This window comes from Methylibium sp. (genome assembly GCF_965279545.1).
Classification (GTDB): domain Bacteria; phylum Pseudomonadota; class Gammaproteobacteria; order Burkholderiales; family Burkholderiaceae_C; genus Methylibium.
Genome location: NZ_OZ257250.1, coordinates 34,163 through 55,517 on the forward strand (window position 1 = coordinate 34,163; position 21,355 = coordinate 55,517).

At 67.7% G+C, this 21,355-nt stretch carries 14 protein-coding genes; 12 read left to right on the forward strand and 2 right to left on the reverse strand.

Annotation, left to right across the window (positions count from 1 at the left end; all coding sequences use genetic code 11):
• Positions 1-19 precede the first annotated feature (19 nt).
• The 6 genes from ACQY9S_RS00160 (at position 20) to ACQY9S_RS00185 (ending at position 12,663) form a co-directional block, all read left to right on the forward strand.
• A complete protein-coding gene (locus ACQY9S_RS00160; protein WP_428422556.1) occupies positions 20-1,471 on the forward strand; it encodes an HlyD family type I secretion periplasmic adaptor subunit in 1,452 nt (483 codons plus the stop codon).
• 65 nt (positions 1,472-1,536) lie between these two features.
• Complete coding sequence (locus tag ACQY9S_RS00165; RefSeq protein ID WP_428422557.1) at positions 1,537-1,782, forward strand: hypothetical protein; 246 nt, start codon at positions 1,537-1,539, stop codon at positions 1,780-1,782.
• Between the two features lie 8 nt (positions 1,783-1,790).
• Positions 1,791-2,069, forward strand: a complete 279-nt coding sequence (locus ACQY9S_RS00170; protein WP_428422558.1) for a hypothetical protein — start codon at positions 1,791-1,793, stop codon at positions 2,067-2,069.
• A gap of 11 nt (positions 2,070-2,080) precedes the next feature.
• Entirely contained in the window at positions 2,081-3,916 is a 1,836-nt protein-coding gene (locus tag ACQY9S_RS00175; RefSeq protein ID WP_428422559.1) for a hypothetical protein, read from the forward strand.
• A complete protein-coding gene (locus ACQY9S_RS00180; RefSeq protein ID WP_428422560.1) occupies positions 3,913-4,812 on the forward strand; it encodes a hypothetical protein in 900 nt (299 codons plus the stop codon). The genes ACQY9S_RS00175 and ACQY9S_RS00180 overlap by 4 nt, the downstream gene beginning before the upstream one ends.
• 15 nt (positions 4,813-4,827) lie before the next feature.
• Positions 4,828-12,663 carry a calcium-binding protein gene (locus ACQY9S_RS00185; RefSeq protein ID WP_428422561.1) on the forward strand — a complete coding sequence of 2,612 codons (7,836 nt, stop codon included), beginning with the start codon at positions 4,828-4,830 and terminating at the stop codon, positions 12,661-12,663.
• 114 nt (positions 12,664-12,777) lie between these two features.
• Here the strand turns inward: ACQY9S_RS00185 and ACQY9S_RS00190 are convergent, their stop codons facing one another.
• The gene (locus ACQY9S_RS00190; protein WP_428422562.1) at positions 12,778-13,578 is read right to left on the reverse strand and encodes a YdcF family protein; all 801 of its coding nucleotides are present in this window, start codon (positions 13,576-13,578) and stop codon (positions 12,778-12,780) included.
• Positions 13,579-13,753: 175 nt separating this feature from the next.
• Between ACQY9S_RS00190 and msrA the strand changes: the two genes are divergently transcribed.
• From msrA to ACQY9S_RS00205, 3 genes are all read left to right on the forward strand, one after another.
• Complete coding sequence (gene msrA / locus ACQY9S_RS00195; protein ID WP_428422563.1) at positions 13,754-14,302, forward strand: peptide-methionine (S)-S-oxide reductase MsrA; 549 nt, start codon at positions 13,754-13,756, stop codon at positions 14,300-14,302.
• Positions 14,303-14,354: 52 nt separating this feature from the next.
• Positions 14,355-14,756, forward strand: coding sequence for a hypothetical protein (locus tag ACQY9S_RS00200; protein ID WP_428422564.1), 402 nt, complete (start codon positions 14,355-14,357; stop codon positions 14,754-14,756).
• 142 nt (positions 14,757-14,898) lie between these two features.
• Positions 14,899-16,956, forward strand: a complete 2,058-nt coding sequence (locus ACQY9S_RS00205; protein ID WP_428422565.1) for a TonB-dependent receptor — start codon at positions 14,899-14,901, stop codon at positions 16,954-16,956.
• 12 nt (positions 16,957-16,968) lie between these two features.
• Here the strand turns inward: ACQY9S_RS00205 and pdxH are convergent, their stop codons facing one another.
• Positions 16,969-17,610, reverse strand: coding sequence for a pyridoxamine 5'-phosphate oxidase (gene pdxH / locus ACQY9S_RS00210; RefSeq protein WP_428422566.1), 642 nt, complete (start codon positions 17,608-17,610; stop codon positions 16,969-16,971).
• Positions 17,611-17,737: 127 nt separating this feature from the next.
• Between pdxH and ACQY9S_RS00215 the strand changes: the two genes are divergently transcribed.
• The 3 genes from ACQY9S_RS00215 to ACQY9S_RS00225 all read left to right on the forward strand — a co-directional run bounded on the left by ACQY9S_RS00215 (position 17,738) and on the right by ACQY9S_RS00225 (position 21,353).
• Entirely contained in the window at positions 17,738-18,199 is a 462-nt protein-coding gene (locus ACQY9S_RS00215) for a (2Fe-2S)-binding protein (protein WP_428422567.1), read from the forward strand.
• Between the two features lie 10 nt (positions 18,200-18,209).
• On the forward strand, positions 18,210-20,447 hold the full coding sequence (locus tag ACQY9S_RS00220) for a molybdopterin cofactor-binding domain-containing protein (RefSeq protein ID WP_428422568.1): 2,238 nt from the start codon (positions 18,210-18,212) through the stop codon (positions 20,445-20,447).
• 264 nt (positions 20,448-20,711) lie between these two features.
• On the forward strand, positions 20,712-21,353 hold the full coding sequence (locus ACQY9S_RS00225) for a nucleotidyltransferase family protein (protein WP_428422569.1): 642 nt from the start codon (positions 20,712-20,714) through the stop codon (positions 21,351-21,353).
• Positions 21,354-21,355 lie beyond the last annotated feature (2 nt).

The window sequence follows — 21,355 nt, forward strand, 5'->3', positions numbered from 1 at the left end:
GCATGAATACCGAGCAAGCATGAGCAACGCCCCGCCGTCCCCGCCCCAGCCGCTGCGCGAGCTGCTCGGCCGCTACCGGGCCGTTTTCCAGGCCGCCTGGCAGCGGCGCCACGAGCTGGCCGGCCCCAAGCGCCTGGCCGACGAAGCCGCCTTCCTGCCCGCGGCGCTGAGCGTGCAGGAGACCCCGGCCCACCCGGCGCCGCGGCGGCTGGCCATCGTGGTCTGCGCGCTGTTCGTCATCGCGCTCGCCTGGGCCGTGCTCGGGCAGATCGACATCGTGGCCGTGGCGCCCGGGCGCATCGTCGTCAGCGAACGCACCAAGACCCTGCAGCCGCTGGAGGCCGGCGTGGTCAAGCGCGTGCTGGTGAAGGACGGCGACACCGTCCAGGCCGGCCAGGTGCTGGTGGAACTGGACGCCACCAACGCCACGGCCGACCAGGCCAGCGTGCAGGAGCAACTGGCATCGGCCGGCTCCGAAGAGCAGCGCACCACGGCGCTGCTCACTGCATTGCACGCGGCCAGGCAGCCGTTACTCCCTCTCCCTCCGGGAGAGGGCCGGGGTGAGGGTTGGAACCCAGCCCAACGCGCCAGCGCCACCGCCCAGCTCCAGGCCGAATGGCAGGACATCACCGCCCGCCTCGCCAAGCTGGCCGCCGAGCGCGCCCGCCGCGAGGCCGAACTCGCCACCGTGCGCGAACTCATCGCCAAGCTCGAAGCCACCCTGCCCATCGCCCAGCAGCGCGAAGCCGACTTCCGGCGCCTCACCGAACAAGGCTTCGTCTCCAACCACGCCGGCCAGGACCGCACCCGCGAGCGCATCGAGCAGGAGCGCGACCTCGCCACCCAGCGCGCCCGGCTCGCCGAAGCCCAGGCCGCCCTGAACGAAACCGCACAGGCCCGTGCCGCCTACCTGGCCGAGACCCAGCGATCCCTGAGCGAGCGCCAGGCCCAGGCCAGCCTCAAGCGCGAGCAACTCACCCAGGAGCGCAGCAAGACCGAGCAGCGCAGCCGCCTCACCCAGCTCAGCGCCCCGGTGGCCGGCACCGTGCAGCAGGTGGCGGTGCACACCGAGGGCGGCGTGGTCACGCCGGCTCAGGTGCTGATGGTGATCGTGCCCCGGGACGCGGAGGTCACAGCCGAGGTGGTGATCGACAACAAGGACATCGGGTTTGTGAATGCCGGGCAGGCGGCGGCCATCAAGCTCGAGACCTTTCCGTTCACCCGCTACGGCACGGTGGCGGCCACGGTGAAGAGCGTGACGGCCGATGCGGTGAGCGACGAGAAGAAGGGCGCCATCTTCCCGGCGACGCTGACCTTGAACCAGGCCGGCATCGACATCGACGGCAAGCGCATCGCGCTCAGCCCGGGGATGAACCTCACGGCGGAGATCAAGACGGGCAGGAGGCGGGTCATCGAGTACTTGCTCAGCCCGGTGCAGCGGGCTGCCAACGAGAGCTTGAAGGAGAGGTAGTGTTTTCAACGACTGGCTTTTCGCCAATTGAATTGAGATTTCTCGGAAAGTAGAACGGAGCATTTATGTCGAAAAGTCTTCTGGGGTTCTTGTTTCTCGCACTTCACATTCCGTTGACCTCTGCTGCGCTGGCTTTGCCCGAGATGGGCGGCTCGGGCGTGGTGCGCGACCTGCGCGGGGCCATGAGCCTGGGCAATGCGCAATCGGCCGAGCTGGTCTCGGCGATGCAGGTGTTCATCGGTGCGAGGATAAGAGCACCAATATTTTATGGGCAACCGCATGCTGGTATGCGAACGTTGGGCTCCGTTTGAGGTCGACCATGAATATCAAAATGAAAATTGTACTCCCGAGCCTTTACGTAGCGGCTACTGCCATCGCCTTGATCACAGGCCTCGCAAACTCAAATGACACCAAAGGCAGTTTTGTAATAATTCAGCTTCCGATTGCAATACAACTGGCTTTACTTGATGCCGCAGGGCTTATCGAGAGCTTAGATGGCCTTCCATGGCAAACAACGTATTTCTTGATGGCTCTTGCGAGCGTCGTGCTTTTGTACGCCATTGGCGCGGCAGTCGATAAATTATTCCATCGCAATTGAAGGGAACTCAAATGCCGTACATCACAATTAAAATTGCAAATGCAGGCACTCCGCTCACAACTGGAGGCCAATCGTCCGTCGGCCACATGTGGTTTACGCTCAGCAATGGTCCTACTTCTCAGAGCTACGGCTTCGCGCCAGACGAGCAACATCATGGAAACCCGTTTGCACCAGGACAGGTCTACACAACTGACGATGCAGTTTATTCCGGCGCGTTTAGTGAACGCATCATCGAAATTTCAGACAGTCAATACAACGCAATCCGCGATTTTGCGAGCGACCCATCAGCGGCCGGCTTCAGTACACGATACAACGGGATCACGAATAGCTGTATAGACTTCACATGGAAGGCTTTGGAGGCTGGTGGACTCAACCCATCCAACTACAACGGAGCGGTCTGGCCAACTTGGAACAGAGACTATGTTCAAAGTGTTTGGGATCAAGCAAAAAGGTCTGGCTCAGTACCTCGCGACTGGGACATAGAAATTTCGATTGATACCGAAGGTCGCGCGACAGTCCTGCCGATTTGCCGCCCTCCGCACGGAACAACCTCATCAAGCGTCCACGACGCTTGGCGCGCTGGCCTCACCCCACCCCGCCCCCCAGGCGACCCCCTCGCCATCGACCTGGACGGCGACGGCCTGGAGACGGTCGGCATCGGCGCCACCCCGATCCTCTTCGACCACAACGCCGACGGCATCAAGACCGGCACCGGCTGGGTGAAGGGCGACGACGCCTGGCTTGTGCTCGACCGCAACGGCAACGGCCTGATCGATTCGGGCCGCGAACTGTTCGGCGTCGACACGCTGATCACCAACCCCAACGGCAGCGTGCGCGCCGCGCTCGATGGCTTCGAGGCCCTGCGCACGCTGGACGTGGGCAATGGAACGCCGGGCTCCGCCGGCAATGCCGACGGCGTGTTCAACGCCAGCGATGCCGCCTTCACCCAGATGCGCCTGTGGCAAGACCTCAACCAGGACGGCATCAGCCAAGGCAGCGAACTCTTCAGCCTGGCCCAGCGCAACATCACCAGCATCGGCCTCACGCCCACCGGCGGCAGCACCAACCTGGGCAACGGCAACACCGTCACCGGCCACTCCACCGTCACCTACACCAACGGCAGCACGATCGAGCTCGACAGCGTGGCCGTCAGCACCGAGGCCTCCAACCTCGACCTGGCGCTCAACCCCTTCTACCGTGAGTTCACCGACGCGGTCCCGCTGACCGAGGCGGCCCAGGCACTGCCCGAGATGGGCGGCTCGGGCGTGGTGCGCGACCTGCGTGAGGCGATGAGCCTGGGCAACGCTGCAGCCGCTGCGCTCGTCGCCTCCGTTCAAGCCTTCGCGGCCGGCAGCACCCGCGCGGCGCAACAGGCCGCGCTCGACGAACTGCTGCACGACTGGGCAGCCACCGAGGCCATTTCAGACCGCTTCGACATCGAAGCGGTGGGCCAGGAGACGCGCCGCTTCGTCGTCAATGGCAGCAGCGATGCCGCGCTGCAGGCGCAGCTGGCACGCATGATCCCGGTGCTGGAGGTGTTCAACGGGCGCACGGTGGATGAAAGCGGTTGGGCGTCCACCACCTCCACTGTCAACGGACAGACGATCCGCACCTACACCATCGCATCGCAGCAGGCCACTTCAATGCTGGCCGCATATGACGGACTGCGCAGCAGCGTGTATTCGGCCCTCGCCGTGCAGACGCGGCTGAAGCCTTATCTGGATTCAGTCGAGCTGGTGATCGACGAGAACGATCCGCACAGGCGCTTTGTGCTCGATGGCGATGCGGCTACTTCGGTACGGCTGCGGGCGGCCAGCAATGATTCCCTATGGAGGATTGCGGTATGAATGCCCAGAGCAAAAAGCGCCTGTGGATTCTGTTGGCCGCGCTCATCGGCATCGGCGTCAGCCTGTGGCTGGTGTCTTCGCTGTTGCGAGAGCGGTTGCCACAGTCGCAGTCCGTAGCTCAACAAGATGACCTCTACCCCTCCGCCAAGGTCTATCGCAAGGGCAGTCTCAACGGCATTCCGATCGCCGTCCGTGGGGACTACCTCGGCCACCCCATCACCTACACCGACAAGAGTGATTGGGAGCCCGCCAGTTCGCCGGACTACTACCAGAAGAAGACCTATGCCGATGACATGGTCGGTTTTGATGTGGTGGTGCATTGGCCCTCGATGCAGCCGCACAGGCCCTCCAATCACAGCAGCTGGTTGACCTATCGCTCGTTCAAGCCTACCGAGTGGATCAGCATTTCCGCGATCGGAGACCTGAAGGCCTATCAAAAGGCACCCGTGCCTGTCGTCAACCGGCTCGCGAGGAACATCAACAACGATATAAAACGTGTCGTTGATTCACCCTACAAACGGATCGAATCCGACGGCAAGGAAGTTCTCACCGATCTTCGTTATGAGCTCCATGGCCCGGATCAAGCACTCGGTCTACAAGTTGCAAAAACTGTGGGACGCGACGCTGATCGGCCCGGCGGTGGCAACTTCACCCTTTACTGGATAGGCGACCTCAACACCATCGTCGAGACGTCCATTCGATGCCCTGCCGGCATTCTGCGCGACCTCACATCGGTCCACACCTGCACGCATCAGTTCGAGTTGCCAGAACTCGGCTCCTTCGTGGCAGTGGACTACACCGAGAACCTGCTGCCGCAATGGCGACAGATCGAAGCCCGCGCCCGCGAATTCGTCTTGTCGCTGCGCGTTGATCCCAAGAACTCATCCATTCGCTAACCAGGGAGCCATTTCATGCCTATCGATCTCACCGCCGCCGACCTCACACAGGCTCAAGCCTTGCTCGACCAAGGTCAAGTCAGTGCGATGTACACCTATCTCTCAGAGCGCGGCGACCGCTACGCCACGCTGGCCAACGGCGTGGCCACTGGCAACACGCTGTCAGGCTCTGCTGCCATCGAGTTCATGCGCGCCACGGCCACCCAGCAAGGCAAGACGTTGAGCGATGCAGACATCGATGGAATTCGTCACGATATGGCGGAGGGATATCTCCGCACATTGGAGGAAATTGCCAACCCCGACGGCAGTGTTACCCGCGACATGCGTTTCGGAGAAGCACAGAGACTCCACGACACCATCTTCAACGAGCGAACCCTCGGCCCCGACGCCTGGACCCTCAACACCCCCGGTCAAATCTTCGGTCCCGAAGGTGCTCAGCAGTATTGGGAGCGGCTGCTTGACGCAGCTGGTGATCCGGCAAAGGAGGCGTATGTTGCTGGTGCCACGCACCAGTGGATCGACCACATGCGCGACTTCCTGCAGCCGCCGTACAACGACATGGCGGCAAGTTGGTCTGCGCGCTTTACGCCGGCCTCCGTCGCAGACATTCTCTTGCCGGTCATTCAGGACTATGTTCAAACGGTCGTCGACTTCTTGAACGATGCATTGAGCCGGGGATGGGCTGCCTTGCAGGATGTCATCGATTCAGCGGTCAACACTTCTTACCGCACTGGCCTCACCCCACCCCGCCCCCCAGGCGACCCCCTCGCCATCGACCTGGACGGCGACGGCCTGGAGACGGTCGGCATCGGCGCCACCCCGATCCTCTTCGACCACAACGCCGACGGCATCAAGACCGGCACCGGCTGGGTGAAGGGCGACGACGCCTGGTTGGTGCTCGACCGCAACGGCAACGGCACGATCGACAGTGGCCGCGAACTGTTCGGCGTCGACACCCTGATCACCAACCCCAACGGCAGCGTGCGCACCGCGCTCGACGGCTTCGAGGCCCTGCGCACCCTGGACGCGGGCAATGGAACGCCGGGCTCCGCCGGCGATGCCGACGGCGTGTTCAACGCCAGCGATGCCGCCTTCAGCCAGGTGCGCCTGTGGCAGGACGTGAACCAGGACGGCATCAGCCAGAGCAGCGAACTCTTCAGCCTGGCGCAGAAGAACATCACCAGCATCGGCCTCACGCCCACCGGCGCCGCCACCAACCTGGGCAACGGCAACATCATCACCGGCCACTCCACCGTCACCTACACCAACGGCAGCACCACCGATGTGGACAGTGTGGCCGTCAGCACCGAGGCCTCCAACCTCGACCTGGCCCTCAACCCCTTCTACCGCGAGTTCACCGACGCGGTCTCGCTGACCGAGGCGGCCCAGGGGCTGCCCGAGATGGGCGGCTCGGGCGTGGTGCGCGACCTGCGCGAGGCGATGAGCCTGGGCAACACAGCTTCCAGTGCGCTGGTCACCTCAGTTCAAGCATTTGCGGCCGGCAGCACCCGCGCGGCGCAACAGGCCGCGCTCGATGAGCTGCTGCACCACTGGGCCTCTACAGAAGCTGTCGCTGACCGCTTTGACCTCGAGCCCGTTGGCCAGGAAACCCGGCGCTTCACAGTGAACGGCAGCAGCGACACCGCGCTGCAGGCACAACTGAATCGATTGATCCCGGTCTTGGAGGTGTTCAACGGGATGACCGTCGATGACAGCGGCTGGACGGCGGCCACCAGCACCGAGAACGGGCAGACGATCCGCACCTACGCGATGGCGCCGCAGCAGGCGACGTCGATGTTGGCGGCGTATGACGCGTTGAGTCGATCGGTGTATGAAGGGCTGGCTGTCCAGACGCGACTGCGGCCTTACCTCGACAGCATCGAGCTGGTGATCGACGAGAACGGCGTGCAGTTCGATACGGCCGCGCTCACGGCGACGCTGGAGTCGGTGAAAGCGAGCAACGAAGGGAAAGCTGTCATCGATCTGGCGGAGCTGCTGCACTACTCGGGCGGAACGCTGAGCGCGGTGGGCTTCGACGGCGAGGGGACGCTGCGCGGCTGGGTGGACGCCCTGCCGGCGGGGGCGCCGTTGAGAACGGAGCTGACCGCCATCGATGTGTTCACCGGTGCGGTCACGGCCGGCACGGCGCGAACGGACATCTACTTCGGCGACGGGAACGGCAACAACTTCTCCGCGGGGGGAGGGAACGACATCGTCGATGGCGGCGCTGGCAACGACTATCTCTACGGCGGTGCCGGCAACGACGCGCTGCTTGGCGGTGCGGGCAACGACTACCTCGATGGCGAGGCCGGTGACGACACCCTTGACGGCGGCGAAGGCGACGACGCCCTGAGCGGCGGCGAAGGCAGCGACACCTACACCGGTGGCGCCGGCGTGGACTCCATCTACGACTGGGTCTCCACCTCCAACGACACCTACCGCTTCGGCCGCGGCGACGGTGTCGACAACGTCCTCGACTACGGCGGCAGCGACCGCATCGAACTCGGCGCCGGCATCGCCCAGGCCGACGTCACGCTGCGCAACAACGGCTCGTCGCTGGTGCTCGGCCTGGACACCGGCGAGACGCTGACGGTCTCCAACATGTTCAACGGCTCCACCGGCGCCTTCAACACCGACTCTGCGGTCGAGACCATCCGCTTCGCCGACGGCAGCGAGTGGGACCTTGCGCGCATGCGCTCCGAGAGCCTGCGCACCTCCGGGGCCGCCGACACTGTCTACGGCAGCGAAACCGCCGACACCATCGACGGTGGCGATGGCAACGACTCCCTGTCCAGTCTCGACGGCAACGATGCCCTCAGCGGCGACACCGGCAACGACTATCTCTACGGCGGTGCCGGCAACGACGCGCTGCTTGGCGGTGCGGGCAACGACTACCTCGATGGCGAGGCCGGTGACGACACCCTTGACGGCGGCGAAGGCGACGACGCCCTGAGCGGCGGCGAAGGCAGCGACACCTACACCGGTGGCGCCGGCGTGGACTCCATCTACGACTGGGTCTCCACCTCCAACGACACCTACCGCTTCGGCCGCGGCGACGGTGTCGACAACGTCCTCGACTACGGCGGCAGCGACCGCATCGAACTCGGTGCCGGCATCGCCGAGACCGACGTCACGCTGCGCAACAACGGCTCGTCGCTGGTGCTCGGCCTGAACACCGGCGAGACTCTGACGATCGGCAGCATGTTCAACGGCTCCACCGGCGCCTTCAGCGCCGACTATGCGGTCGAGACCATCCGCTTCGCCGACGGCAGCGAGTGGAACCTGGACCGCATCCGCCTGGAGGCCGTGCGCGGCACCGCCGCGGCCGACACGATCTTCGGCTTCGACAGCAGCGACACCCTTGACGGAGGTGTTGGCAACGACACTTTGTACGGCCGCAGTGGCAACGACACGCTGCTCGGTGGTGCGGGCAACGACTACCTCGATGGCGAAGCCGGTGACGACACCCTTGACGGCGGCGAAGGCGACGACGCCCTGAGCGGCGGCGAAGGCAACGACACCTACACCGGCGGGACCGGCAACGACAACCTCTACGACTGGAACTCCACCTCCAACGACACCTACCGCTTCGGCCGCGGCGACGGTGTCGACAACGTCCTCGACTACGGCGGCAGCGACCGCATCGAACTCGGTGCCGGCATCGCCGAGACCGACGTCACGCTGCGCAACAACGGCTCGTCGCTGGTGCTCGGCCTGAACACCGGCGAGACTCTGACGATCGGCAGCATGTTCAACGGCTCCACCGGCGCCTTCAGCGCCGACTATGCGGTCGAGACCATCCGCTTCGCCGACGGCAGCGAGTGGAACCTGGACCGCATCCGCCTGGAGGCCGTGCGCGGCACCGCCGCGGCCGACACGATCTTCGGCTTCGACAGCAGCGACACCCTTGACGGAGGTGTTGGCAACGACACTTTGTACGGCCGCAGTGGCAACGACACGCTGCTCGGTGGTGCGGGCAACGACTACCTCGATGGCGAAGCCGGTGACGACACCCTTGACGGCGGCGAAGGCGACGACGCCCTGAGCGGCGGCGAAGGCAACGACACCTACACCGGCGGGACCGGCAACGACAACCTCTACGACTGGAACTCCACCTCCAACGACACCTACCGCTTCGGCCGCGGCGACGGTGTCGACAACGTCCTCGACTACGGCGGCAGCGACCGCATCGAACTCGGTGCCGGCATCGCCGAGACCGACGTCACGCTGCGCAACAACGGCTCGTCGCTGGTGGTGGGTCTGAACACCGGCGAGACGCTGACGGTCGGCAGCATGTTCAACGGCACCACCGGTGCGCTCAACCCCGACTACGCGACCGAGACCATCCGCTTCGCCGACGGCAGCGAGTGGGACCTTGCGCGCATGCGCCTGGAGGCCGTGCGCGGCACTGCAGCAGCCGACACGATCTTCGGCTTCGACAGCAGCGACACCCTTGACGGAGGTGTTGGCAACGACACTTTGTACGGCCGCAGTGGCAACGACACGCTGCTCGGTGGTGCGGGCAACGACTACCTCGATGGCGAAGCCGGTGACGACACCCTTGACGGCGGCGAAGGCGACGACGCCCTGAGCGGCGGCGAAGGCAACGACACCTACACCGGCGGGACCGGCAACGACAACCTCTACGACTGGAACTCCACCTCCAACGACACCTACCGCTTCGGCCGCGGCGACGGTGTCGACAACGTCCTCGACTACGGCGGCTCGGCCGATCGCATCGAACTCGGCGCCGGCATCGCCGAGACCGACGTCACGCTGCGCAACAACGGCTCGTCGCTGGTGGTGGGTCTGAACACCGGCGAGACGCTGACGGTCGGCAGCATGTTCAACGGCACCACCGGTGCGCTCAACCCCGACTACGCGACCGAGACCATCCGCTTCGCCGACGGCAGCGAGTGGGACCTTGCGCGCATGCGCCTGGAGGCCGTGCGTGGTACGGCAGCCGCCGACACGATCTTCGGCTTCGACGGCAACGACGCCCTTGATGGAGGTGTTGGCAACGACACTTTGTACGGCCTCAGTGGCAACGACACGCTGCTAGGTGGCGTGGGCAACGACTATCTCGACGGCGGGGCCGGTGACGACGCCCTTGACGGTGGCGAAGGCGACGACGCCCTGAGCGGCGGCGAAGGCAACGACACCTACACCGGCGGGACCGGCAACGACAACCTCTACGACTGGAACTCCACCTCCAACGACACCTACCGCTTCGGCCGCGGCGACGGTGTCGACAACGTCCTCGACTACGGCGGCTCGGCCGATCGCATCGAACTCGGCGCCGGCATCGCCGAGACCGACGTCACGCTGCGCAACAACGGCTCGTCGCTGGTGGTGGGTCTGAACACCGGCGAGACGCTGACGGTCGGCAGCATGTTCAACGGCACCACCGGTGCGCTCAACCCCGACTACGCGACCGAGACCATCCGCTTCGCCGACGGCAGCGAGTGGGACCTTGCGCGCATGCGCCTGGAGGCCGTGCGTGGTACGGCAGCCGCCGACACGATCTTCGGCTTCGACGGCAGCGACGCCCTTGATGGAGGTGTTGGCAACGACACTTTATACGGCCTCAACGGCAACGATGCTCTGAGTGGCGGGACCGGCGACGACAGCCTGTTCGGTGGCGAGGGCAACGACGTGTTCGTGGTCGACAGTCTTCTCGACAGCGTTTACGAATCCGCCAATCAAGGCACCGACACCGTGCAGTCGACGGTTACGTGGGCGCTGGGCGCAGAAGTCGAGAACCTCACGCTTACTGGCACGGCGGCCGTCAACGGGACCGGCAACGCCCTCGCTAACGTCCTCACCGGCAACAGCGCTGCCAACATGCTGGACGGTGGCAGCGGTGCCGATGCCTTGATCGGTGGGGCCGGCAACGACACGTACTGGGTGGACCACAGTGGCGACGTAATAACCGAACTGACCAGTGAAGGTACCGACGGCGTTAACAGCAGCGTTGGCTACACCCTCGCGGCGAACGTTGAGAACCTCACGCTCACCGGTAGCTCCGTCATCAACGCCACGGGGAACACCTCCAACAACGTGCTGACGGGCAACAGCGCCGCCAACGTGCTCACCGGCGGCGCCGGCAACGACACCTACGTCGTCGGCACCGGAGACACCGTGACCGAAGCCGCAGGCGCGGGGACCGATACTGTTTCCTCGTCGATCACCTGGAGCCTGGGCGCCAACCTCGAAAACCTGACCCTCACCGGCACATCGGCGATCAACGGAACCGGCAACGCGCTCGACAACGTGCTGACTGGCAACAGCGCGGCCAACGTGCTGACCGGAGGTGCCGGCAACGACACTTACGTCGTCGGCACCGGCGACACCGTGACCGAAGCCGCCAGCGCGGGGACCGATACGGTGTCCTCGTCGATTGCCTGGACCTTGGGCAGCAATCTCGAAAACCTGACGCTCACGGGCACGTCGGCGGTCAACGGGACCGGCAATGCGCTCGACAACGTGCTGACGGGTAACAGCGCGGCCAATGTGCTGACCGGAGGTGCCGGCAACGACACCTACGTTGTCGGGACGGGCGACACCGTGACCGAAGCCGCCAGCGCAGGAACCGACACGGTGCAGTCGTCCATCACCTGGGCACTCGGGAACAACCTCGAGAACCTCACCTTGACGGGAACCAGCGCGATCAACGGCACGGGCAACACACTGGCTAACGTTCTCACCGGCAACACCGCTGCCAACACGCTCGATGGTGGCAGCGGTGCCGACACCCTGGTCGGCGGCGCCGGCAACGACAGTTATGTGGTGGACAACACCGCCGACGTGGTCACCGAACTCGCTGCCGGAGGGACCGACGGGGTCAGCAGCAGCGTGACGTACACGCTCAGCGCCAACGTCGAGAATCTCACGCTCACCGGCTCCACGGCGATCAACGGCACCGGCAATGCCTCGGACAACGCCCTCACCGGCAACAGCGCCGCCAACGTGCTGAGCGGGGGGACTGGCAACGACACCTACGTCGTCGGCACCGGCGACACCGTGACCGAAGCCGCCAGCGCGGGCACCGACACCGTGTCCTCGTCGATCGCCTGGACGCTGGGCAACAACCTGGAGAACCTTACATTGACAGGCAGCAGCGCGATCAACGGAACCGGCAATGCGCTGGACAACGTGCTGACGGGCAATAGCGCGGCCAACGTCTTGACCGGCGGCGCCGGCAACGACACCTACGTCGTCGGCACCGGCGACACCGTGACCGAGGCCGCCGGTGCGGGGACCGACACCGTTCAGTCGTCCATCACCTGGACGCTCGGCAACGATTTCGAGAACCTCGCCCTGACGGGAACCGGTGTCATCAACGGCACCGGCAACACGCTGGGCAACGTGCTGACCGGCAACAGCGCCAACAACACGCTCACCGGCAACGCCGGCAACGACACGCTGGACGGCGGAGCGGGCACGGACACCCTGGCGGGCGGCACCGGCAACGACAGCTACGTGCTCGGCCGCGGCTACGGTGCCGACACCGTGCAGGAGAACGACACGACCGCCGGCAACACCGACGTGCTGCAGTTCCTGAGCGGCGTGTCGACCGAGCAGATCTGGTTGCGCCAGGTGTCCAACAACCTCGAGATCAGCATCATCGGCACGTCCGACAAGGCCACGCTCACCAACTGGTACCTCGGCAGCCAGTACCACGTGGAGCAGTTCAAGACCTCGGACGGCAAGACGCTGCTGGACTCGCAGGTGCAGAACCTGGTCAGCGCGATGGCGGGCTTCACGCCACCGGCGGCCGGTCAGACCACGCTGCCGCCGAACTACCAGACCGCGCTCGCGCCGGTGATCGCCGCGAACTGGAATGGGTGAGGGTGCCGAGCGATCGGCCGTGCGTCCGTCGGCTCTCAAGGAAACGCCGGGCCGCCCCAAGTTTCCTTGACCCCCGCGGGGGGCGGGCTGGGCGCAGACCGGCCCTGGGGGTGCTCAGTAGCCGACGGCGCGCGCCAGCAGCTCACGCGACACGGTGCGCACCTGTTCGAAGCCTGCATTGCTGGGCAGCCATTCGAGGACGCCGCGGTCGGCCGCCATGAAGTAGCCCATCGGCGCCGCGGTGATCTGCAGGGTGTCGCCGCTGGCCTGCCTGAAGGCGCGCAGCGCGCGGGGCATGTGCCAGGCATGGGTCACCAGCACGATGTGGCGGATGCCGGCCGCGTGCAGCTGCTTGACGCTCAGGATGGCGTTCTCGCGGGTGTCGCGCGACGCGGTTTCCACCCACTTGATCGGGCGCAGGAAGTCGCGCTCGGCGATGCGCTGTGCGATCTCGGCTTCCGACAGGCCGCCGTCGTCGCGCTGGGCCCAGCCGACGCCGCCGCTGAAGGCCAGCGGCAGCCCGGTCTGGCGCGACAGCCGCACCGCGTAGCGCAGGCGCTCCAGCGAGGCCGGCTGCAGGTCGGCCGCGCCCGACTCCGGCGTGCGCGGTATGCGCCCGGCGCCCAGCACCAGGATCGCCGTCGTCGGTGCCGGTTCGGGCTTGGGGGGCTTCAGGCCGGCGATGTCGGCCTCGCTCAGCGGCAGGGGCGGCAGCAGCAGCGTAGCCTGCAGCCAGTGGCCGGTGCCTTGGCAGGCGCTCAGCCAGGTCAGCGCGGCGCCGAGCAGCAGCAGGGCCATGCCCAGGCGCTGCCGCCACGCGGCCAGGCGCCCGCCGATCAGCATCAGCAGCAGCCAGGGCACGGGCGGCAGCACCAGCGCGGTGAGCAGGGGCTTGTAGGGTTCGAGGCCGGTCATGTAAGTTCCTGCGGGTCGGATCGACGCATTGTGGACAGGCGCTCGTGCGCTGCCCTGCGGCATGATCGAATTCGCCTGTCATGGCAGCCGGGTGCGGGGTTTTGTCACGTCACGCCACCGCATCCATTCCCTGCGCTGCACTGCGGCGCGCTCCGACGTGCAAGGAAAGCGACCGATGAACACCCCGACGACCCTTGAAACCGCCACCCTCGGCGGCGGCTGCTTCTGGTGCACCGAGGCCGTGTTCCTGGACGTCGACGGCGTCGTCGCGGTCGAGTCCGGCTACAGCAACGGCCATGTGAACGACCCCAGCTACGAGCAGGTGTGCAGCGGCGAGACCGGCCATGCCGAGGTCGTGCGCGTGCAGTTCGACCCGCAGCGCATCGGCTTTCGGGAGCTGCTGGAGATCTTCTTCGTGGTGCACGACCCGACCACGCCCAACCGCCAGGGCAACGACGTGGGCACGCAATACCGCTCGGGCATCTACACCCACGGCGACGAGCAGGCGCGCATCGCGCATGAGGTGATCGCCGAGCTGCAGGCCAGCGGCGGGGTGCGCGGCACGGTCGTCACCGAGGTGACGCCGGAGGCCAACTACTGGCCGGCCGAGGCCTACCACCAGAACTACTTCGCGCAGCATCCGGGGCAGGGCTATTGCGCCTTCGTCGTCGCGCCCAAGGTCGAGAAGTTCCGCAAGACCTTCGCCGCGCGCCGCCGGGGTTGAGCGCCGGCGCATGGCGGATACTGCGCGGCGCCATGTCCTCTCCCCTGCCTTCATGAAACTGCGGCAATTGCGTGCGCTCACCGTTCCGGGCCCCTGGCTCGGCGCGGTGCTGTGCGTCGCGCTGCTGTGGGCGCAGGCGCTGGGCCTGGCGCACCGCAGCCTGCACGGGCCGCAGCCGGGAGGCGCGGCGTTCGTTCACCGCGTGGCCGCGGCGCAGGGCGGGGCGCCCGGATCGCCGCAGCACGGGCTCGAAGCGCTGTTCGGCCACGACCGCGGCACGCCGTCCTGCCAGCTCTACGACCAACTGGCCCTGGGCGATTTCGCCGTCGGCGGCGGCATCGATGCCGCGCCCGTGCTGCCCCCGCGCAGCGTTGCCGTGCTCCCGCCGGCGGTGCCGCGTGGCACGGCCCGGCTCGCCTACCGCGCCCGCGCGCCGCCGCTGACGATCGCCTGATCGTGTTCGCAGGGGTGCCGTTGCGGCCTGGGCCGCGGCGCCCCCCTGCGCTGTCGGCGCTTCGGGCCGGGCCCCGTGCGGCTCGCTCCCGGACGTCGCCCCATCTCTTTCATGAATGGAACCCGCTTCGCGGGTCAGTCGCATGCGCTCGTCACTCACTCCCCTTTCGCTGGCGCTCCACGCCGCCTTCCTGCCGCTGCTCGGTGCCCCGCTGCTCGCGTTCGCGCAGACCCCACCCCCGTCCCCGGCCACGCTGGCGCCCGTCATCGTCACCGGCAACCCGCTGGACAGCGACGGCATCGCCACGCCCAGCAGCGTGCTGGCGGGCCCGGCCCTCGTGCTCCAGCGCGGCAGCAGCCTGGGCGAGACGCTGTCCGGCCTGCCCGGCGTCTCGTCCAGCTACTTCGGCCCCAACGCCAACCGGCCTGTCATCCGCGGACAGGACGGCGACCGCATCCGCGTGCTCAACAACGCGGGGGCGACGCTCGATGCCTCGGCGCTGAGCTTCGACCATGCGGTGCCGATCGATCCGCTGGTGGTCGAGCGGCTCGAAGTCCTGCGCGGCCCGGCCGCCCTGCTGTACGGCGGCAGCGCCGTCGGCGGCGTGGTCAACGCGATCGACAACCGCATCCCGAAGGCCGCGCTCGACGGCGTCGGCGGCGCGATCGAATTGCGCGGCGGCGGCGCGGCGCAGGAGCGTTCGGCCGGTGCGCTGGTCGAGGCAGGCGGCAACGGCCTGGTGATCCATGCCGACGTGTTCGCCCGCAAGACCGACGACCTGCGCGTGCCCGACTTCGAGCGGCCGGTCGAGGGCGGCACGACCGAGCGCCGCGACCGCATCGTCAACTCGGCCAGCGACGCCAAGGGCGGCGCCCTCGGCGCGGCCCTGGTGTGGGACCACGGCTACCTGGGCGCCTCGCTCGACACCTACCGCAACGACTACGGCATCGTGGCCGAAGACGACGTGCTGATCCGCATGAAGCGCGACAAGCTGGCGCTGGCCGGCGAGTGGCGCGACCTCGGCGGCCCGATCCGCAGCGTGCGCGCGCGCTTGCAGGCCACCGACTACCAGCATCGGGAAGTCGAAGGTAGCGGCGAGGTCGGCACGACCTTCAAGAACAAGGGCAGCGACGGCCGCCTGGAGTTCGAGCACGCGCCGCTGGGCGACCTGAGGGGCGTGTTCGGCCTGCAGGCCGAACACGCGAAGTTCGAGGCGCTGGGCGAAGAGGCCTTCGTGCCGAGCACGACGAGCGAGCAGCTGGCCCTGTTCGCCCATGAAGAGCTGAAGCTGCAGGGTGCATCGCGGTTCACCTTCGGCGCACGGGTTGAGCGCCATCGCATCGACTCGGCGGGCGATGCCGGCGCCGCCGACCCGAAGTTCGGCGACGCGCAAAGCCGCCGCTTCACGGCCGGCAGCGCAGCGCTGGGCGGGGTGTGGGACCTTGCCGCGGCGCTGGGCAGCGGCTGGCAGCTCGACGGCAACCTCGCCTACACCGAGCGGGCGCCGACGAACTACGAGCTGTTCGCCAACGGCGTGCACATCGCCACGGCCGCCTTCGAGCGCGGCGATGCGGCGCTGGGCAAGGAAAAGGGCAGCAACCTCGACGTGGCGCTGGAATGGAAGTCCGGGCACGACCGGCTGCGGGCGGGGGCCTTCGTCAGCAGCTTCTCGAACTACATCGCGCTGCTGCGCACGGCGGAGCCGGACTTCGTGAACGACGCGGGCGAGGCCTTTCCGGTCTATGCCTTCCAGGATGTCAAGGCGCGGCTCAGCGGCTTCGAGTTCGAGGGGGCCTGGCGCGTGCTGGAGGGGGCGCGGACGGTCGACCTGGACGCGCAGCTCGACACCGTGCGCGCGACCAACCGCACCACCGGCGAGCCGCTGCCGCGCATCGCCCCGCTGCGCATCAAGCTCGGTGCGGTCTACGCACAGGAGGGCTGGACGCTGCGCGGCGAGGTGGTGCGCGCGCAGAGGCAGGACCGCGTGCCCTCCGACGACGATGTCACGGCCGGCTACACGCTGGTCAACCTGGCGCTCAGCAAGCGGCTGGTCTTCGGCGGCAACGACGCGCTGTTCTTCGTGAAGCTCGACAACCTGACCGACCGGCTGGCCTACAACGCCGGCTCGGTCGCGACGGTGCGCGACCTGGCGCCCTTGCCGGGGCGCAGCCTCAGCGCCGGCGTGCGCGTCGCGTTCTGACCGGGCCCGGCGCTACGGCGCCAGGCGCTCGCGCAGCCAGCCCCCGGCGGGCTGCTGCGCGTAGCGCAGCCGGTCGTGCAGGCGGCTCTTGCGGCCCTGCCAGAACTCCCAGCGGTCGGGCAGCAGCCGAAAGCCGCCCCAGTGCGGCGGGCGCGGCGGGTTCAACAGGAACTGGGCGCCGTAGCGGGCCGCATTGGCCACCAGCACCGCGCGCGACGCGATCACCTGGCTCTGCGGCGAGGCCCAGGCGCCGAGCCGCGAATCCAGCGGACGCGAACGGAAATAGGCATCCGACTCCTCGGCGCTGACCTTTTCCACCCGGCCCTCGATGCGCACCACGCGCTCGAGTTCGACCCAGTGGAACTGCAGCGCCGCGAACGGGTGCGCGGCCAGCTCGCGGCCCTTGCGGCTTTCGTAGTTGGTGTACCAGACGATGCCGTGCGCATCGAAGCCCTTGATGAGCACCACGCGCGTCGACGGGCGGCCGTCTGCGCCGACGGTGGCGAGCGTCATCGCGTTCGGCTCCGGCAGCTCGGCCTTCAGCGCCTGGTCGAGCCACTGCTCGAACTGGCGCAGCGGGTCGGCGGCCGAGTGCTGCTCGTCGAGCTCGCCTTGCTCGTAGCTCTTGCGCAGGTCGGCAATGTCTTGTCGCATGCACAAAAGTGTAGGCGGCCGGTGAATCCGGAACTTGGCCCTCCCTTGCGCTCGGGATTCCGCGGCCCTTCGCGGTGCGTGCCGTGTGGCGGAGCACAGTCCGCTCCTTGCAGAGCCGGGAGCAAGCATGAGCACACGTTTCACACTGAACGGCAAGGCGACCAGCGTCGATGTCGACCCGACCACCCCCTTGCTATGGACGCTGCGCGACGACCTGGCGATGACCGGCACCAAGTTCGGCTGCGGCATCGCCGCCTGTGGCGCCTGCACCGTGCACGTGGACGGCCAGCCGACGCGCTCCTGCATCACGCCGGTCGCCATGGTCGCCGGCAAGAAGGTCACGACGATCGAGGCCGTCGGCAATGACAAGGTCGGCAAGGCCGTGCAGACGGCATGGATCCGGCACGACGTGGCCCAGTGCGGCTACTGCCAGAGCGGCCAGATCATGAGCGCGACCGGCCTGCTGAAGACCAACAAGGCGCCGAGCGACGCCGACATCGACGCCGCGATGGCCGGCAACATCTGCCGCTGCGGCACCTACCAACGCATTCGCGCCGCCATCCATGACGCCGCGAAGACCCTGGCCTGAGGACCGCAGCATGGACTTCGCACTCGTCGCCAAACGCCTCGCGGGGCAGGCCCCGCACGCAGATACCCGCGCACCCACCGGCGACTTCGACCGGCGCGGCTTCCTCAAGCTCAGTGCGCTCGCCGGCGGCGGGCTCGCCGTCAGCTGGTCTGCGCCGGCCGCGCTGGCCGCCGAGGAGGGTGCAGCCGCAGCGCCGAAGAAGCCGGTCGACCCCGGCCCCTTCATCAAGATCCTGCCCGACAACACCGTCGAGATCCGCGTCAACCGGCTCGACTTCGGCCAGGGCGCACTGACCGCGCTGCCGATGCTGGTGGCCGAGGAACTCGACGTCGACTGGAAGCAGGTGCGCGCCAGCCTCGCACCGGCCGGCGAGGCCTACAAGGACCCGCTGTTCGGCATCCAGATGACGGGCGGCTCCAGCGCCGTGCCGAATTCCTGGCAGCAGTACCGCGAGATCGGTGCGGCGACGCGGATGATGCTGGTCGCCGCGGCGGCCGGGCAGTGGAAGCTGCCGGTCGAACAATGCAAAACCGGCGCCGGCATGGTCCGCTGCGGCAACAAGAGCGCGAGCTACGCTTCGCTGGCCGCCGCGGCGGCCCGGCAGCCGGTGCCGGCGAAGGTGGTCCTGAAGGCGCCGGCCGACTACAAGATCATCGGCCATGGCAAGGGCCGCATCGATGCCGTGGCCAGCGCCTCGGGCAAGAAGAACTACGGCATCGACCAGCGCCTGCCCGGCATGAAGGTCGCGCTGCTGCTGCGCGCGCCGACCTTCGGCGGCCAGGTGGAGAGCTTCGATGCGAGCAAGGCCAAGGCGATCAAGGGCGTGGTCGACGTGCTCCAGGTGCCGACCGACCGCGGCGGCAGCGGCCTGGCCGTGATCGCCGACGGCTACTGGCCGGCCAAGCAGGGCCGCGAGGCCCTGCAGGTGCAGTGGAAGGCCGGCGTCGGCGGCACCGTCAGCAGCGACAAGCTGCTCGCTCAGTACCGCGAGGAGGCCAAGGCCCCCAAATACACCGCGCTCGGGGGGGACGCGTCGGCACTCGAGGCGGCCCGCAAGGCCGCGCCGAAGAAGATCGTTGCCGAGTACGAGTTCCCTTACCTGGCGCACGCGCCGATGGAGCCGCTCAACGCGACCTTCGACCTGAAGGCCGACCGCGCGACGGTCTGGGCCGGCACGCAGTTCCAGACCATCGACCAGATGGCGATCGCCCAGACCCTGGGCCTGAAGCCCGAGCAGGTCACGCTCAACACGCTGCCCGCGGGCGGCGGCTTCGGCCGCCGCGCGGTGCCGACCTCGGACTACCTGCGGGAAGCAGCGGGGATCGCCAAGGCCTGGGGGAAGACGCCGCTGAAGGTGATGTGGAGCCGCGAAGACGACATCAAGGGCGGTTACTACCGCCCGGCGCACCTGCACCATGTCGAGATCGCGCTCGATGACCGGGGGCAGGTGCAGGGCTGGGACCACGTGATCGTCGGCCAGTCGCTGCTCAAGGGCTCGCCGTTCGAAGCCTTTCTGGTCAAGGATGGCATCGACGGCACCATGACCGAGGGCGTGGTCGAGAACGACTACGCGCTGCCGATGCGCCTGCGCGTCAGCCATCCCGACGTCGCGGTGCCGGTGCTGTGGTGGCGCTCGGTCGGCCACACCCACACCGGCTACGTGATGGAGACCCTGGTCGACGAAGTGGCCCGCGCGGCCGGCCAGGACCCGGTGGCGTGGCGGCTCGCGAAGCTCGACCCGAAGAAGCACGCCCGCCACGTGGCGGCGCTGCAGCTCGCGGTCGACCGATCCGGCTACGGCAAGCCGCTGCCGGCAGGCCACGCCTGGGGCGTGGCGGTGCACGAGTCCTTCGGCTCGGTGGTGGCCTACGTGGTCGACGTGTCGATCGTCGAAGGCCGGCCCAAGGTGCATGCGGTCACGGCCGGCGTGCACGCCAACCAGGTGGTCAACCCGACCGCGGCCGAGGCGCAGATCCAGGGCGCTGCCGTGTTCGGGCTGGGCATGATCCAGCCCGGCTTCGCGATCACGCTGAAGGACGGCGTGGTGGAGCAAAGCCAGTTCAGCGACTTCCCGCCGCCGCGCATCACCGACGCGCCGCCGGTCGCGGTGCATTTCGTGCCGAGCAACGACCCGCCCACCGGCCTGGGCGAGCCCGGGGTGCCGCCGATCGCGCCGGCCGTGGCCAACGCCGTCGCCGCACTGACCGGCAAACGGCTGCGCAAGCTGCCGTTCGACTCCGTCGCCTGATGGAGGCTGCCCGGGCCGGCCAGCGCCGGCCCATGCCCGGGGGTGCCCCTGGGCCCGGCCGGCGTCGAGACGGTCATGCCGGGCACTTCGCGCGGGGTGGAGCGCCCTCGGGTGCGTGGTGGAGCAATCGGGGTGCCCAGCCGCGGGCTAGGCCTTAGGTAGAGCTCCCACTTCCGGTTTGCCCCGGCTCGCGGTCTGATCGCCCTGTGATTTGCCGGTGGGTACACAACCGGTGACGGCAAGACGAATCCGGGAGAGCGTTCGGTGCGACAGGGTCCGATGGTGGTGGTGTTGGCGGCGGGCAGCGGGGTGCGGTTCGCCGGCGGCCGGGGCGAGCGCGGGCACAAGCTCGAGCAGGCGTTCGGCCGTTCGACCGTGCTTGACACCACGCTGTCGAATGCCATCCAGAGCAGGCTGCCGGTGCTCGTGGTGACCACCGAAACGCTGTACGCGCAGGTCACCGCCACCATCGCTGCGCGCGACGTGGTCGTTCTGCCGGCGGCCGGTGGCGAGGACAGCGGCGGTTTGCTCGGCATGGGCTACTCCATCGCAGCGGGCGTGACGGCCCGCTCGAATGCCAGCGGCTGGCTGGTCCTGCCTGGCGACATGCCGCTGGTGCAGCCGGCCACGCTGCGGGCCGTCGCTGCCGCGATGCCGCACCATCCCGTCGTGTACGCCCAGCACCGCGGCCGGCGCGGGCACCCGGTGGCATTCGGAGCGGAGCTGTATTCCGAACTGGCCCGGCTCAGCGGTGACGAAGGCGCCCGTCGGCTCGTGGCGCGCTACCCGGCGCATGGGGTCGAGGTGCCCGATGGTGGGGTCTTGCTGGACGTGGACACCGAGCAGGATCTGCAGCGGATGCGCGCCTTGTATCCGGCGCCGGCCGGTGCAGCGGCCGTGGGCTGACC